A 14,034-nucleotide genomic window follows, 5' to 3' on the forward strand; every position below is an offset into this window, starting at 1 on the left:
ATGACCATCCAAAAAGTTTGCATTCTTGGTGCTGGAACCTTGGGTTCTCGCGTTGCGCTTCAAGCAGCCATTTCAGGCTACACCGTCTCTGTCTATGACATTCATGAAAAAGCGCTGGATTTCGGGTTTCAGACCATGAAAAAGATCTTGGCTCAGTTGGAAAAAGGCAAGCTCCTGAAGGAAGCACCCGAGAAGATTCTTTCCAGGATCTATTTCACCACCGATGCCGAAAAGGCGATTCAGGATGCCGACATTGTCAATGAAAGTGTGACTGAGGAGGTCGAAATAAAGAAGGAGGTTTGGAAAAAGTTTGGGAAAATTGCTCCTCAGAAGACCTTTTTCACCACCAACACATCCTACATGCTTCCATCTATGTTTGCTGAGGAGTCCGGAAGGCCTGAGATGTTTTGTGCTTTTCACTTCCATGATGTCTTTTATTCGCGAGTGGTAGATATTATGCCTCATCCAGGTACAGATCCTGCCATGATTCCCATGCTAGAGGACTTCGGGAGAAAACTCAATCAGGTTCCTGTCCTAGTTCAAAAAGAAAATCCAGGCTACATTTTCAATACCATGCTTTTGGCCTTGATCGGTGCTGCTGGAAAGTTGCTGACAGGTGAGGTAGCAAGTGTAGAAGACATTGACCGGTCTTGGATGGTCAACTTTCATATGCCGATGGGACCCTTTGGAATTTTGGATTCGATTGGATTGGATACGGCTTGGCATGTCACCAAAAACCGAACCGATTCTGCTTCGCAGGCTTTTGCAAAGCTTCTCAAATCTTATATCGATGAGGGGAAGCTAGGTGAGAAATCAGGTGAGGGTTTTTATTCCTATCCTAATCCTGCTTATAAAAATCCGGATTTCATCCAATAAAGCGAAACTTCAGGTATTTGATTTTCTCTCCCTTTTCAGAAAACATCTTCTCATAGCGGGTTTGAATACCAAAGTGATCATCCTTCCATTCACTTTGATAAAAATCATGCGTGTGACCCAAAACCTGTATGTCTCTTCTGGATTGAACCAAGTTCAAAGAGAAGTCAAATAAGCCAGTGTTATCGGTTTTGAAATGCACGGTTCCCCCGGATTTCAAAAGAGGTTTATACATGTCCAAAAAACGATCAGAAGTTAATCTTCGCTTTTCGTCTCCATCCCTCGGAAAAGGATCAGGAAAGGTAATCCACAGCTCATCGATCTCTCCTTGATCAAAAAACTTATCCAAAAGCTGAATCTGAGTTCGTAGAAATGCTACATTTTCCAATCCTTCTTCGGTAGCGGTAGAACTCCCCTTCCAGATGCGGCTTCCTTTGATATCTACCCCGATGAAGTTTTGATGAGGGAATACCCGAGCCAAGCCAACTGTGAATTCGCCTCTCCCACATGCCAATTCAACGACCAAAGGATTTTGGTTTTGAAATTGCCTTGCTCGCCACTGACCTTTGATTTCCTCAAAAATGGGCTTACCCTCTTGTACTACATTGGGGTTTTCTTCATTCGCCTTGAAGCGAACCAGTTTTTTCCTACTCATTTACAGCTCTTCGATTTCTGCGACCACAAAAGTACTGCCTCCGATAAATATCAGGTAATCTTTACCCATTTTTTTCGGGAATGAATTTGGCAGTTCGAGAGTCATAACTTTGCTATCCTATAGACTGCTCAAAATGGTATTTAAACCCAACCACCTAATTTAAAGGAATAAGAAATAGATTTAGAAAACCAGCTCTGTATAAAAATCCTTACCTTTAATTATCACGTTAAGACAATCAAATGGATATTTCGGTAAAATATAAAATCATATCTGAAATCATGAAAAGCAATGATGAAGAGAGGCTGAATGCAGTCAAAACGATTTTAAATATCGAGGACAAAGCTGATTTTTGGGAAGAGATAAGCGAGGAAGATCAAGTGGCTATCGACCAAACCTTGGAGCAACTTGATAGAGGAAATTTCATCTCAAGGGAGTCCCTTAATGCAGAAATTAAAGAGAAATATAATTTTTAGAATTGAGCCATCCCATTCGATATTCACTCCGAGCTAGACATGAGATTTTGGATATATTGGACTATATCGATCAAAATTTTGGTCGAAAAAAAGCCAAAGAGATTTATCAAAGGTTAGAAAGGGCTATTGATTTGATTTCAGAAGTACCAGAAATGTTTCCTGAATCCAAGAAAAGAAAAGGATTAAGAAGATATGTTTTCAGTAAACAAACCAGTATTTACTATCGTGTAAATTCAGACTCTATTGAAATAGTAAGTCTCCGACCAAACCGAAAAGACCCAAAGAATTTTTAATCCTTATTTACCACTACAGCTCTTCGATTTCTGCGACCACAAAAGTACTGCCTCCGATAAATATCAGGTCATTCGCTTTAGCTTTTTTTCTGGCAAATCGAACTGCCTCTGAAATAGAAGGAATGGTTTCGCCTTTTAAGCCCTGCATAGCAGCTTTTTCCGCCAGTTCTTTTGCTGGCATGGCTCTCGGGATGCTTGCTTCGCAAAAAATATAGTGGGCATTTTTAGGCATCAAACTTAGTACTTTTGAAATATCCTTATCACTGACCATTCCCAAAACTAACCACAGTTGATCAAATTGGTAGGTTTTCAATTGCTCCAGTATTGCCTTTATCCCGGGTTCATTATGCCCTGTATCCGTGATGACCCAGGGATTTTTACCCAAAATCTGCCAGCGACCTTTCAACCCGGTAAGTTGAGAGACTTTCAAAAGCCCTTCGTGAACTGATTCATCGCTCAGCTTCCAACCCATTTTTCGCAGTTGCTCAATACTTTCCAAGATTCCTGGCAAATTGAAAACCTGATAATCGCCCAAAAGACCGAACTCAAGTTCTGTTTTCTTCAAATCATGAACTACCTCGTAGGATGCCGATAACAAAATGTCACTTTTAGCCTGGCCTTTATTTGTCTTTTTCACCTTCCAGTAATCATCAGCAAATACCAGTGGAGCACTTCTTTCAATTGCGAGTTGACGAAATACAGGCTCACATTCCTCCTGTGTTTGACTGATCACCACAGGAGTTTCAGCTTTGATAATTCCGGCCTTTTCTGCCGCGATTTTCGGCAAAGTGTCCCCTAAGTACTGCATGTGATCCCAGCCAATATTGGTAATCAGGGATAGTTCAGGCTCAATGACATTAGTGCTATCCAACCTTCCTCCCATTCCAACTTCTATGATGGCTATATCTACCGCTTCCTCAGCGAAGTACCAAAAAGCCATTCCAACGGTCATCTCAAAAAAACTAGGCTTAAGTTCCAGCAGAAACTCACGATTAGCCTCAACAAAGCGGACAACTTCCTCCTCCGGAATTTCTATTCCGTTGATGCGAATTCGCTCAGTAAAAGACTTGAGATGAGGGGAAGTATAAAGTCCTGTTTTGTATCCTGCAGCTTGGAAAACAGCTGCCAGAGAATGAGAGGAACTCCCCTTTCCATTAGTTCCGGCTACATGAACGGATTTAAACTTCTTCTCCGGATTCCCAAGATGATTGCAAAGAGCGATCGTGTTAGACAGGTCTTTTTTGAAAGCTGCAGCCCCGACACGCTGGAACATCGGCAAAGCACCATATAAAAAATCTAAGGCCTCCTGATAGGTCATGGATTTAATCAACCTTAATAATAAATGTGATTTTTCCGCTAGAGAAATCGGCAACGGCGGTACCACCCTGTCGCTTAAAAGAAACTTTATTCACTACTTGACGATAGTATGCAAGCACCTCATTGGAGACATTGTATTCCAATGGAACTGCTTGGACCACGCGTCCGGAATCATCCACAGTGATTTTAAAAACGATACGACCACTTCGAGTGGACACTTGGTCATTGATATTGGGTTTAGCGGCAAAATCCCATCCAGCCAAGTCAAGACTGTAGCCAGCACCTGAATTGGTACCCTGACCTGAACCCTGCCCCATAATAGCGCGACCATCCACAGTACCTTTCGGGTCTCCGGCATCCCCTTTTTCCTTGGAATCACCTTGTGCTCCACCAGCTGCAGGTTGGTTTCCTTTTCCTTTGGTACCACCTGCACCCATCAGCGCTCTTTCATTGATTTTAGGTTGTTCAGGTGCTTTCTGGACCGTTTCTTCTGCTTTTGATTCTGCGGGAGTAGTAACAATTTTTGCTGGCTCAGTAGGTTTAGGATCCGGTTGTTTGACTGTTTCAGTAGCTTTCTCTTCTCCCTTCAAAGGAGATGGCTTGGCCGATACCGCCTGATTTGTATTGGGCTGAGGGTTTGACTTTGGTTTTGCCTGCTCGGTCTTCGGAGCGGGAGTTGGCGTAGCTTCGGGGCTGACTTTTTGGGCAATTTCACCCGGGGCAGCAGCTTCTACTACTGGAGTTTGAGCTTCAGAAGGCGGGTTAGAGCTATTGATATTACCAGAACCTGTCGGAGTAAAACCCAAATTCAACTCCAAACCAAAAGTGGGAAGCGGTGGAATAGGTTGTTTCCAAACGACAATAAAATAGATCGCAATCAGCAGTAGAATATTCACCAGGAGGGTAATGATACCCGCCCGCTTCTTGTTTTGGCTTACTACTTTGTCTGCGTTCCAATATTCCATCTTAATACGGTTTTGTGGCAATGGAAACATTTGCTTCCAAGCCTGCTGCTATACCGCCAATCTCCACCAAGTATTCCACAGGTACTTCTTTATCAATATGAAGGACCACTTGGCTATCCTTTCCTTTGAGCAAGGAAGTCAATTCAGCCTTAATTTGATCCCGATTGACCACCTTATCATTTACGGCATATTTGAGGTCTTTGGTGACCGAAACGGTTACTTCCTGCAGGGCTATATCTGATGTCTCACTCGATGGGAGATTGACAGGAAGACCTGAGGGAGTAATAAATGAGGAGGTCAACATGAAGAATATCAAGAGAAGAAAAATGATATCCGTCATGGAGGACATACTGAAAGCTGACTCTACTTTATGTTTGGATTGAAGTGCCATGCTTATTTTTCTTGTAGGAGTTCGATAAATTCGATAGAGGCATATTCCATTCTATGTACGAGTTTGGAAACCTGGGTAACCAAATAATTGTATCCCAAATATGCCAGGATACCTACTACCAGACCTGTGGCGGTAGTAATCATTGCCTCATAGATTCCTTCGGAAAGGAGCTTCGGCGAAACCATGCCCTCTTCTTGGGCAATGGCAATAAAAGCCTGAATCATCCCTGCGACCGTACCCAAAAACCCAATCATAGGGGCTGCACCGGATACCGTTGCCAAAAGACTCAAATTCTTTTCGAGTTTGTAAATCTCTATTTTCCCTACGTTCTCAATCGAAACTTCGATGTTTTTCAAGGGAGAACCAATTCGCTCCACTCCTTTTGCGATCATATTGGCAATGGGAGTTTTTTCATCTGCACAGAGCATTTTGGCTTTTTCCACTTGTCCACTTGCGACCAAGACTTTCACCTGATCCAATAAATGAGCAGGAGTTTTAGAAGCTTTCTTCAAAGTCATCAATCGCTCAATGAAAATGTAAATGGCCAAAATAAACAATAGGTAGAGCGGGATCATCATATACCCACCTTTGATTAAAAGATCAAGCAAACCGATTTGCTCGGCCGCACCATTCATAGCCAGACTATCGGCTGCCGCCGAGGAATCTGTAGAGAGCGTTTGTAATAAGATCATATTAATATTTCAAAATCCACAATGCTTCGGTGTAATCGTCTTTGATCTCAGCGAGTGCATTATTTGCCTGTGTGAAGGAATTGTACTTTCCTAAAGCCAAACGATAATTAGGTGAATCTTCGTATGGTTCAATCAAATAAAGCTCCGGAACACGGGATTGATACTCAGCTGATTTTTCAAGAGCAAGTCGCTCGGTACGAAGGCTTCCCACAATGATAAAATAGGTAGCTCTTTCACCTCTTGACTCAATTCTCGTCAAAGAACCTAGCTCTTTACGATCAATTGTTGTACCAGATTCCGCTGTTGGAGCAGGTGGATTTGGATTATTGGAGATAAGATTTGTAGAATCCTGATTATCAATACTTTCAGATTCTTGGTTTTGAGTTTCACTTGGAATAATTTCAGGCTCTGTCGCTGGAGAAATCGTGCTTTCAGCCACAGTCACTGAAGATTGCTCGTTATTCGGTGCAGGAGATGGATTTTCTTCCTTCATCAACTGCCAAACAATTGTAGAAATCAGAAGCAATCCGATAAAGGCTGCAACCATCACCCAAGAACTCGACTTCTTTGCAGGAAGCTCAGGGGACTTTTCAGGTATCGTCTTCTTCGCTTCAGCTTTTGGCTCCTTAATATCCTCAACTTCCTTAGGTTCGAAGCTTTCGGATAGTTCATCAAGAGGCTCCTGCTCCTGAACAGGTTTTGGTGGAATTTGAGAAAGAACCTTAGAACGTAGCTCAGAGGCAGATACCACTTTTTCTTCTGAGCCTTCTTTAGGCAATTCAGAATTGGACTTGATATTTTCCTCAAATTCTTTGAGTTTTTTGACTTCAACAAAAGGTAACCCAAAGTCTTTGGGATCGGTCCAGGTTTCTTTTTCTCTTTTCTTCACAGTCTAATGAAATTGCCTTGTTACGAAGCTAGTTGATTTGATCAAAAAGCACAAAAATATTAAAACTTCAACCAAGCTCCACCGATCAACTGCACGCCTCGAACAGGATAATTCAACCAACGCACATTTTGGCCATTGAGAAGGTTATTTCCTTCCACAAAAACACCAATCTTTTCTGTAATCTGGTAATCAGCTTTCAATTGAAGGTCTGCAATGGTCTTTAGCTTTTCAGAAGAAAATGGGACTTCTGGGTTTGAAGTAATCGTGCGGGCCTTGATTCCTCCCATAAAATTCAGATTTGCCTGAATCAATAAACCATCCAAAGGTAATAACTGATTATTGATACCTACCTGCCAAGTAGGCCGATGCCAAGCTTCTTCCTGAAGATTCATATCGTATTGAAAAAGGTCAAGCCTTGAAGAGAGTCGATAAAACTCATTGACACGAACCCCCAATTCGGCATTGATGTTAAACACCGTCACTCGATCATCATACACCAATTCAAAGCGGGAAGTATCCGCTCCAGAATTCACAAAAAAGTGCATTTGATTAAATCGACTGACATCTATTCCGGCCCGGTAATCAACCGAATTTTGAACCGTCCCTTCGATTCCTCCTGCTACCTTGTAATTATTAATCGTATTTAGCAATTGTGCAGATGGCCCGATGAAGGGATTTTCCATGGCAAAACTGTAATAGGTATTTCGAATTACATCGCCAGAAAACTCCCCGAAGAATCCAAATTCATCAGCAAATTGATAAGAAGCTTTCAAAAGAGGGAAAATTCTGAAATCACTGGATTTTCCCGGAACAGAATCATTTTCTGAAATCAAATTTAAGCCTGCGGTAAACTGAAAAGCATCTAAGCGATAAACCACTCGAGGACGGATGGCAAAATAATTTCTGCTTACATCATAGTCCCTATCCTCAGGATTGGTGTTGAAGAATGATAAATTGACAGAACCTGTCCAGTCATCAGAAGGCCTGAAAACCGCTTCTCCTTGCAAAGCTATTTCTGTTTCTTTTGCGAGATAGCTATCCTGGAAGTTTTGAAAGTGGACTTTTCCTTGATAAGAGATCGGCCCGACCTTTTCTATGTCCCGGATACCCGCATGAAGACGAATGGTTTGGAATACATTTCCCTGAATTCCGGTAAATTCCAAGTTAGGGTCATTGATTACTGAAGTATCAATTCCGTAAAAAGAGTAAGAATCCTGTGCCCATTCCAAGCCTCCGAATACTTCTATTTGATCCAAAAAGTAGCTGGCATTCCCTCCGAGATTGGTGTGGGATTCTTTTGACTCTTCCCCCAAAATGGGGCCTTTGCCAAAGCTTTGATGCTTCAGATTGAAGGAGTAATTCCAATCATAGACCTCAGTTGCCATCAATCGAGCCTCCAAAAGAGGGCTGGCAAAATTCCCATAACCAGCTTTCAAAAAACCCGGGTATCGATCAGCAATATCACGTCGATAGGTCTTTTGTACCGGCTCTGCCTTTAATTGAACTGGGGGTAAATCCAACTCATAGAAATTGACCGTGTAATTGAAATCACTGAGCCCTTTCGGTTGAGGCAAAACGGGTAGCTTCTCATAAACCCGAGGTTGATTCGGAAGAGTCAAAACCCGGTCTTTTCGGATAACAAACTCCTGGTCTTGAACTTCCCCTCTATTTTGTATTTGTGCCGAAGCAATTCCAGGAGTTCCTAGAATCAATGCCGCGAAGAATATTTTTAATTTTCTCATGGTTAGTTCAAGGTTTGGAGTTTGTCCTGAGCAAGTTTCTTAATTTCCTCATTCGTGGAGTTTTCTACGATAGACTCAAGCGTGGCTTTAGCCTGAAAATCCTCTCCCGAGAGCAAATAGTTTTCAGCCAGAAGTAGGAACATCCGACCATACCAATAATCGAAATCGGCAAAAGGACCGGACATTTCAAAAATACTGTCATTTGAAAGGTCGATCTGACCTTGCTTTTGATAGGATTCTGCTAAAAGAAACAAGCCCTCGGCCCCTTCTATCGTCTTATACTCATCTACCAAAACCGCCAATGTGACCCCTGCAGCCTGATCTTGCTTTAAGGCAAATTGTGCTTTGGCCTTGTTGAGTAGAGCCCTTGGAGTCGATTCCGGTAAAATACCATCCAAGCTTTCCAATTTTTCCGCAGTGGTGATGACTTCCTGATAGCGTTGCGTTTCATTGTAAGCTTTCAATAAAGCCATCAGTGACTCGGCCTCTTCTACCTTACTTCGGGCATTTTGAACGGCAGTTTCCAAGTAAGGAATAGACTCTGAATAATTTCCTTGCGCTGATAAAATCTCCCCTATTCGCTGCATTGCCTTTAAGCGTTGCGGAGAGGCGGGTTCGCTTTCTAGCTGACGGAATACTCGCAAAGCATCATCTTGATTACCTGACTGGAAATAAGAGTCACCCATAAAATACAGGGCGTCCACTCGCTGACTGCTTTCTGGATAGCTACTCAGATAGCCCTCAAAAGCTTGGCTCGCCTGAGCAAAATTTCGCTCAAAATACAGACTCTTCGCTGATTCAAACTCCAAAGCTTGCACAGAACCATTTTCTGGATTGGATCGCTTGTAGCTATCCAAATAACCTGAAAACTCCCCTGCCCTTCCTTGCAGTGCCAGTGTCTCTTGCAGACCCTTTAGGGCTGTTTCAGCATTTCCTGAATTTGGGAATTCATCCAAAATGGTTTGATAGTCCCGAACCGTCTGATCGTAGTTTTGCTGAGAGAAGTTCGCAACTGCTCTGCCTTCCAAGGCAAAGGGAACAAATGGACTATTCGGCCGCTTTGAAATCAAATCCGAAAATGCAAAAGTGGCATCGCTATACTGGGTCTCTTCCATGAGGATTTGACCTTTTTGGAAAAGTGCGTCTTCCAGATATAGTGAATTTGGATAGCCTGCGATCAATTGATCCAAGCTTCTCAATGCTGCACTATTTTTTGATTGAAAATTTTGTACAACACCTAAACGGTAGTAGGCATAATCAATACCTGCATTTCGCTCCGAAATCGCTTGCTGAAAAGTACTTTCTGCTTCAGCAAAGCGCTTTTGCACGTAGTAGCAATCTCCTAATCGAAGTAAGGCATCATCGTAATTTTCCTTGTTTTGACGAGTGCGCAGACGGTCTGTGTAAGTCTTGAACTGTGCCTCAGCCTCGCGGTATCGCTTGGAGTTAAAATAAGCATAACCCAAACCGTACAAACTTTTGGTCAGATAAGCACTAGAGGTAGTTCTACCCAACTGAAGCGCTTCCTGGTAGGAGGCTATGGCTTTATCCAATTCTCCATTGGCAGAATAAATCTCGCCCTTCCAGAAGTGTGATTCCAAAATCAAGTCTTTATTGACTGGATAATCCAAGGATTTATCTAGATAGGAAATGGCCGCTGGATATCTTTTGTCTCGGAAATAGACCATTGCTTGGTAAAAAGCAACTCGCTGGTACGCTTCACGAATACGCGGGGACTTATTTTGGATTTGATCCATCTGCTGAATCGCCCGGAGATAATCGCTGGTATTGATCAAGGCTTCAGAAAGCAAGGTCTCGGCCTCCGAGCGAAAAGCCCCCGAGGGATATTCATTCAGGTATTGATCCAATCCGGAAATCCCTTCTTGAAAGCTGCCTTTCTGAAGATTTGACTTGGCATAGTTAAAAAGTGCCTCCTCTTGGATTTTTGGATTGAAATCCGCAGAGGCAGCCGCTTTGAATGAGGTGCTGGCAAACTGATAATTATCCAACTTCAAATAAGCATGCCCCAAATAATAAGATGAAGCTTGCCCCTTTTCATCAGCTGTGGAAGCCGAAACTTTCAAATAGTCTGAGGCTCTCTGGTAATTTTCTATCTCAAACTGGGCAATTCCACCTTTATAGACTTGCTCAGGGGTAAGTTCTCCCTTTCGGGCATTGATGAAAGCGTCATAGTTTTCTGCTGCTTTCGCAAAGTTCTTTTGCTCGAAATACGCCTCGGCCAAGTAGAGATTTATCATTTCCTTGCGCTCAAGATTAGCTCCACCTTTAAGCTTTTCTTCTGCATAGCTGATCAACTGAGGAAAGCTTCTCTCCTGAAAATACAGGGAAGCAAGAAGGTAAGGGACTTTATCTCTGTAGAAGGGAGACTTTTCAGCGTTTTGAAGATCTTGAATCGCTTTGGCACTATTTCCATTCTGCAGTGCAATAAAACCGCTGTAGTAGTAAGCATCAAAGCTTACCTCCTGTCCAAGTACTTTTGCCTGATCAAAATAAGGCGCAGCCGAATCATAGTTTTTCAATTGAAAATGTGCATAACCCTGCTTAAAAAGCAAATCTGCCCGCTTAGAAACTTCCAAATTTTCTGGACTTACCAAGGCATAACCATCAATTGCTTCCCGGTAGTTACGCTTAAAAAAGAAATGATCCCCTAGGTACAAGCCTGCTGTCGCAACACTTGGATGCTTGCCATTGTCCAAAATATAGGACTTCATCAGACCCACCCCATCAGGACTTTCTAATTCCAAGGCAGACTGTGCAGCTAAAAGACGAGCTGCTCGGGATTGATCGAGGTAATTATCTTTGGAAGTTACTTTTTCAGATTCATACAGGCTGGCTGAAAAAAGTTGCTTTTCAAAGAAAGCGGTTTGATCATCCAGGAATCGCTGTTCTCCAGTTTGGTAAAGGGTGGACTGAGCCAGCACCTGAACACTGAAGCCTAAAACAGCAAAAAGCACAAGGCAGTATTTCATGGGCAAATGATTAATTATAATGCTTCCGTACAATCCCAAAAGCACAGGTTCAGCCTTGGGATTTCAAGAAAAGAAGCGTTTCAATGCAAAATTTTATACACGAGATCTCTGAGAATTTCACCTTCGCTCATATTTCCGGAGTCTACTCCTTTAGAACGAAGATCTGCTTCCCGAATGTGTGCGAACACCTCAATTATCTTGCCCAATTTATAGTTGCGGGAAGCAGTGAAGTATTCTCTTGCAATGAATGCATTCATCCCTAAAGCCGCAGCGGCTTGGTCAGCATTTTGAGCCTTGTGCTCATGAATGATCGCTAACTTACTGAAATAGAAGTAGATCAATGAAAAAATCGGAATGATGGGATGATTTTTTGGGTTCTGAGAAAAGTATTGGATGATTTGATTGGCTTTGACCACATTTCTAAAACCCAAAGCCTTGGTCAGCTCAAAATTGTTGTAATCCTTATGGATCCCGATGTATTTGGAGATATGGTCTACAGTGATTTTCGTACCTGCAGGAAGATTGATAAACATCTTTCCAATCTCATTGGTCATCACCTCCAGATTATTTCCGATCGAGTCAGCCAATAGATTGATGGCATTTTGATCAATGCCATAGCCAGTTTCTTTAAAATAGCCCTCGAGCCATTGCTTGAGCTTGTATTCAGGCACTTTCTCCGACCTCACATAGACTGTATGCTTGTTCAGGGCTTTGGCCAAGGTCGTTTTTCCGTCGATCTTTTTATGCTTGTATGCAAAAACCAAAATCGTACTGGGTAGCGGGTTTTCTACATATTTGATCAGCAGATCGGCAACACCTTCATTGCTCCAATCGGGTAAGCTTTGGGCTTCTTTTACCACTACCAACTGACGCTCAGCCATCATCGGAAATTTGCGGGCATTATTCAGCACCACCCCCATGTTAGCGTCTTTTCCGTATAGCGCCAACTGATTGAAACTTCGCTCATGCTCCGGAATCGCATTGTCCTCAATTATCTTTGTAATGAGATCGATGTAATAGGGCTCATCTCCTTCTAAAAAATAAACTGGAGAAAATTTCCCCGCTTTCAAATCCTTGATGACGTCCGTCGGTTGTTTAGGCATGGTTTGCAATTTGAGACTTAAAGATAAGAGTAGCTATCAAAAGCTGCCAAAAGCAAATTGATAATTGTGAAAACTATTCTCCTGTTAATTTTGTAATAATTAAAAAGCATTCAAATGGACTTTCAGACAGGTATCTCTTATTATAAATCCGGCAAATTCGAAGAAGCATTGGTGATTTTCAACCAATTGATCACAGAAAATCAAAGCGAAAGCAATTATTTTCTCTTTCGCGGCAGAATACTTTCCCGTATGGGTCAAACTGAATCTGCCTTGGAAGATTTCGATAAAATAGTAGCTCTTGAGCCATATAACACCGATTTTATCTCTGATAGAGCGGTAGTTTTGCACTTACTAGGTAAAAATGAAGAGGCTCTGACGGAATTTGATCGAGCTGCCAATCTTGATCCAAATAACCCTTACCGCTATAGCAGCAGGGCATTTTTCAAGGATAGAATCGGGGATTTGATGGGTGCTATTCAAGATTATAAAAAAGCAATCGAATTGGACCCTGAAGATGCTGTCGCTTACAACAATAAAGGCTTGGTCGAGGAAAAACTCGGCTATCAGAAAAAATCGAAGAAAAGCTTTGAAAAGGCTGATGACTTGGTTGGATATAAAGCTCCTGAGAAAAAAGAACCAAATCCGCCTGCCAACGAAAAGCCAGCACCCCTACCGGAAATTCCCAAAAATGGAAATAATAATGAGGCTTTGACGCTGGAAAATTACTTTCAGATTGTGAAAAAGGTTTTTACAGATTCTAAAACCCGATCTGAGTTTTTCCAATTTCTGAAAAAGCCTTTTTCTTAATCTAAAAATTCTTGATTACCCACAGGGGTTTCGTGATGAAGTAGGCCATTTTCTTGGATAGGCTTTTATTGAAGATTTTATCAAAGAAATCGCGCTGCCTACTTAAAGTAATGAGCATATCCCCCTTGGCGGAGGCTAGATAGCTTTCCATGCCTAGAGCCAGGTTGTCCCGAAAAGACTTCAGAACAAAATTCACCTTATCGTACCTCACAAAGGGTGTAATCTCTTCCACCATCGATTGATGTAAGGGTCTATCCAGTTTGTTTTTGCCATCAGAGGCATGAACAATATCTATTTCAGCATCAAAAAACTTTGCAAACTCAACTACCTTCTGTATAGCGATTTTATCTTCTTCTCTATAGTCTGTACCAAAGACCAATTTCCTCGGTTTCTTATAAAAAACCTTCCTAGGCACCACCAAAACGTCCACGGGGGACTTCCCTACTATCTGACTTGTGCGACTACCAATAATATTTTTTCGTAGGTCATTCATCCCTTCTGTTCCCATCACCACCAGCTGACAATCCGTTTCATCGATTGCATTTAGCATGACTTCGATCACATCTCCCTCTAAAATCATCCCTTCACAAGATTCCAGCCCTAAAGGGATTGATTCCGCTTGTACTGTTTTTTTAAGATTATTCAGTTTTTCTTTTAAAAAATCACGCTGATAATCATTGTCTTCCCGGCCTGGATTCAGCTTTAAAAAGTCCTCTTTGTTGCTAACATGAATTAAAATCAGCTTTGCACCATATTGCTCCCCGATTCGGCTTGCATACTCAATTGCATTGAGTGAACACTCAGAGAAATCGGTAGGGCAAAGAATAGTCCCGTTTTTTTCCAT

Annotated in this window: 14 protein-coding genes; 4 read left to right on the forward strand and 10 right to left on the reverse strand. The window is 42.1% G+C overall.

Annotated features, from left to right (window positions below; all coding sequences use genetic code 11):
- Positions 1-876 carry a 3-hydroxyacyl-CoA dehydrogenase gene (locus tag G457_RS0106780; protein WP_026945796.1) on the forward strand — a complete coding sequence of 292 codons (876 nt, stop codon included), beginning with the start codon at positions 1-3 and terminating at the stop codon, positions 874-876.
- Here the strand turns inward: G457_RS0106780 and trmB are convergent.
- The gene (trmB, locus tag G457_RS0106785; protein WP_026945797.1) at positions 866-1,528 is read right to left on the reverse strand and encodes a tRNA (guanosine(46)-N7)-methyltransferase TrmB; all 663 of its coding nucleotides are present in this window, start codon (positions 1,526-1,528) and stop codon (positions 866-868) included. The two genes, G457_RS0106780 and trmB, sit on opposite strands and share 11 nt — an antisense overlap.
- Positions 1,529-1,806: 278 nt before the next feature.
- Between trmB and G457_RS0106795 the strand changes: the two genes are divergently transcribed.
- A complete protein-coding gene (locus tag G457_RS0106795; RefSeq protein ID WP_248602827.1) occupies positions 1,807-2,001 on the forward strand; it encodes a hypothetical protein in 195 nt (64 codons plus the stop codon).
- A 2-nt stretch (positions 2,002-2,003) separates the two neighbouring features.
- Positions 2,004-2,294, forward strand: coding sequence for a type II toxin-antitoxin system RelE/ParE family toxin (locus G457_RS23150; RefSeq protein WP_051260740.1), 291 nt, complete (start codon positions 2,004-2,006; stop codon positions 2,292-2,294).
- Positions 2,295-2,307: 13 nt separating this feature from the next.
- On the opposite strand, the gene G457_RS0106805 is transcribed toward G457_RS23150, so the two are convergent.
- From G457_RS0106805 to holA, 8 genes are all read right to left on the reverse strand, one after another.
- Positions 2,308-3,612 carry a bifunctional folylpolyglutamate synthase/dihydrofolate synthase gene (locus tag G457_RS0106805; RefSeq protein ID WP_026945800.1) on the reverse strand — a complete coding sequence of 435 codons (1,305 nt, stop codon included), beginning with the start codon at positions 3,610-3,612 and terminating at the stop codon, positions 2,308-2,310.
- Positions 3,613-3,616: 4 nt separating this feature from the next.
- Entirely contained in the window at positions 3,617-4,576 is a 960-nt protein-coding gene (locus G457_RS0106810; protein ID WP_026945801.1) for a ribonuclease E domain-containing protein, read from the reverse strand.
- Between the two features lies 1 nt (position 4,577).
- Complete coding sequence (locus G457_RS0106815; RefSeq protein ID WP_026945802.1) at positions 4,578-4,967, reverse strand: ExbD/TolR family protein; 390 nt, start codon at positions 4,965-4,967, stop codon at positions 4,578-4,580.
- 2 nt (positions 4,968-4,969) lie between these two features.
- The gene (locus tag G457_RS0106820) at positions 4,970-5,659 is read right to left on the reverse strand and encodes a MotA/TolQ/ExbB proton channel family protein (protein ID WP_026945803.1); all 690 of its coding nucleotides are present in this window, start codon (positions 5,657-5,659) and stop codon (positions 4,970-4,972) included.
- Position 5,660: 1 nt separating this feature from the next.
- Positions 5,661-6,548, reverse strand: coding sequence for an SPOR domain-containing protein (locus tag G457_RS0106825; protein WP_026945804.1), 888 nt, complete (start codon positions 6,546-6,548; stop codon positions 5,661-5,663).
- A 59-nt stretch (positions 6,549-6,607) separates the two neighbouring features.
- Positions 6,608-8,290 carry a TonB-dependent receptor gene (locus G457_RS0106830; RefSeq protein ID WP_026945805.1) on the reverse strand — a complete coding sequence of 561 codons (1,683 nt, stop codon included), beginning with the start codon at positions 8,288-8,290 and terminating at the stop codon, positions 6,608-6,610.
- 2 nt (positions 8,291-8,292) lie between these two features.
- On the reverse strand, positions 8,293-11,280 hold the full coding sequence (locus tag G457_RS0106835; protein ID WP_026945806.1) for a tetratricopeptide repeat protein: 2,988 nt from the start codon (positions 11,278-11,280) through the stop codon (positions 8,293-8,295).
- A gap of 80 nt (positions 11,281-11,360) precedes the next feature.
- Positions 11,361-12,383, reverse strand: a complete 1,023-nt coding sequence (gene holA, locus G457_RS0106840; protein ID WP_026945807.1) for a DNA polymerase III subunit delta — start codon at positions 12,381-12,383, stop codon at positions 11,361-11,363.
- Positions 12,384-12,497: 114 nt separating this feature from the next.
- On the opposite strand from holA, the gene G457_RS0106845 reads away from it, so the two are divergent.
- A complete protein-coding gene (locus G457_RS0106845) occupies positions 12,498-13,190 on the forward strand; it encodes a tetratricopeptide repeat protein (RefSeq protein WP_035483348.1) in 693 nt (230 codons plus the stop codon).
- A gap of 1 nt (position 13,191) precedes the next feature.
- Here the strand turns inward: G457_RS0106845 and G457_RS0106850 are convergent, their stop codons facing one another.
- The gene (locus tag G457_RS0106850; RefSeq protein WP_026945809.1) at positions 13,192-14,034 is read right to left on the reverse strand and encodes a universal stress protein; all 843 of its coding nucleotides are present in this window, start codon (positions 14,032-14,034) and stop codon (positions 13,192-13,194) included.

The sequence above is a fragment of the Algoriphagus marincola DSM 16067 genome (assembly GCF_000429405.1).
Taxonomy (GTDB): Bacteria; Bacteroidota; Bacteroidia; order Cytophagales; family Cyclobacteriaceae; genus Algoriphagus; species Algoriphagus marincola.

Excerpts from the sequence above, each read along its gene's own strand:
- G457_RS0106780 (WP_026945796.1), top strand. The coding sequence starts at position 1 with ATGACCATCCAAAAAGTTTGCATTCTTGGTGCTGGAACCTTGGGTTCT.
- trmB (WP_026945797.1), bottom strand. The coding sequence starts at position 1,528 with ATGAGTAGGAAAAAACTGGTTCGCTTCAAGGCGAATGAAGAAAACCCC.
- G457_RS0106795 (WP_248602827.1), top strand. The coding sequence starts at position 1,807 with ATGAAAAGCAATGATGAAGAGAGGCTGAATGCAGTCAAAACGATTTTA.
- G457_RS0106805 (WP_026945800.1), bottom strand. The coding sequence starts at position 3,612 with ATGACCTATCAGGAGGCCTTAGATTTTTTATATGGTGCTTTGCCGATG.
- G457_RS0106810 (WP_026945801.1), bottom strand. The coding sequence starts at position 4,576 with ATGGAATATTGGAACGCAGACAAAGTAGTAAGCCAAAACAAGAAGCGG.
- G457_RS0106815 (WP_026945802.1), bottom strand. The coding sequence starts at position 4,967 with ATGGCACTTCAATCCAAACATAAAGTAGAGTCAGCTTTCAGTATGTCC.
- G457_RS0106820 (WP_026945803.1), bottom strand. The coding sequence starts at position 5,659 with ATGATCTTATTACAAACGCTCTCTACAGATTCCTCGGCGGCAGCCGAT.
- G457_RS0106830 (WP_026945805.1), bottom strand. The coding sequence starts at position 8,290 with ATGAGAAAATTAAAAATATTCTTCGCGGCATTGATTCTAGGAACTCCT.
- G457_RS0106835 (WP_026945806.1), bottom strand. The coding sequence starts at position 11,280 with ATGAAATACTGCCTTGTGCTTTTTGCTGTTTTAGGCTTCAGTGTTCAG.
- holA (WP_026945807.1), bottom strand. The coding sequence starts at position 12,383 with ATGCCTAAACAACCGACGGACGTCATCAAGGATTTGAAAGCGGGGAAA.
- G457_RS0106845 (WP_035483348.1), top strand. The coding sequence starts at position 12,498 with ATGGACTTTCAGACAGGTATCTCTTATTATAAATCCGGCAAATTCGAA.
- G457_RS0106850 (WP_026945809.1), bottom strand. The coding sequence starts at position 14,034 with ATGGAAAAAAACGGGACTATTCTTTGCCCTACCGATTTCTCTGAGTGT.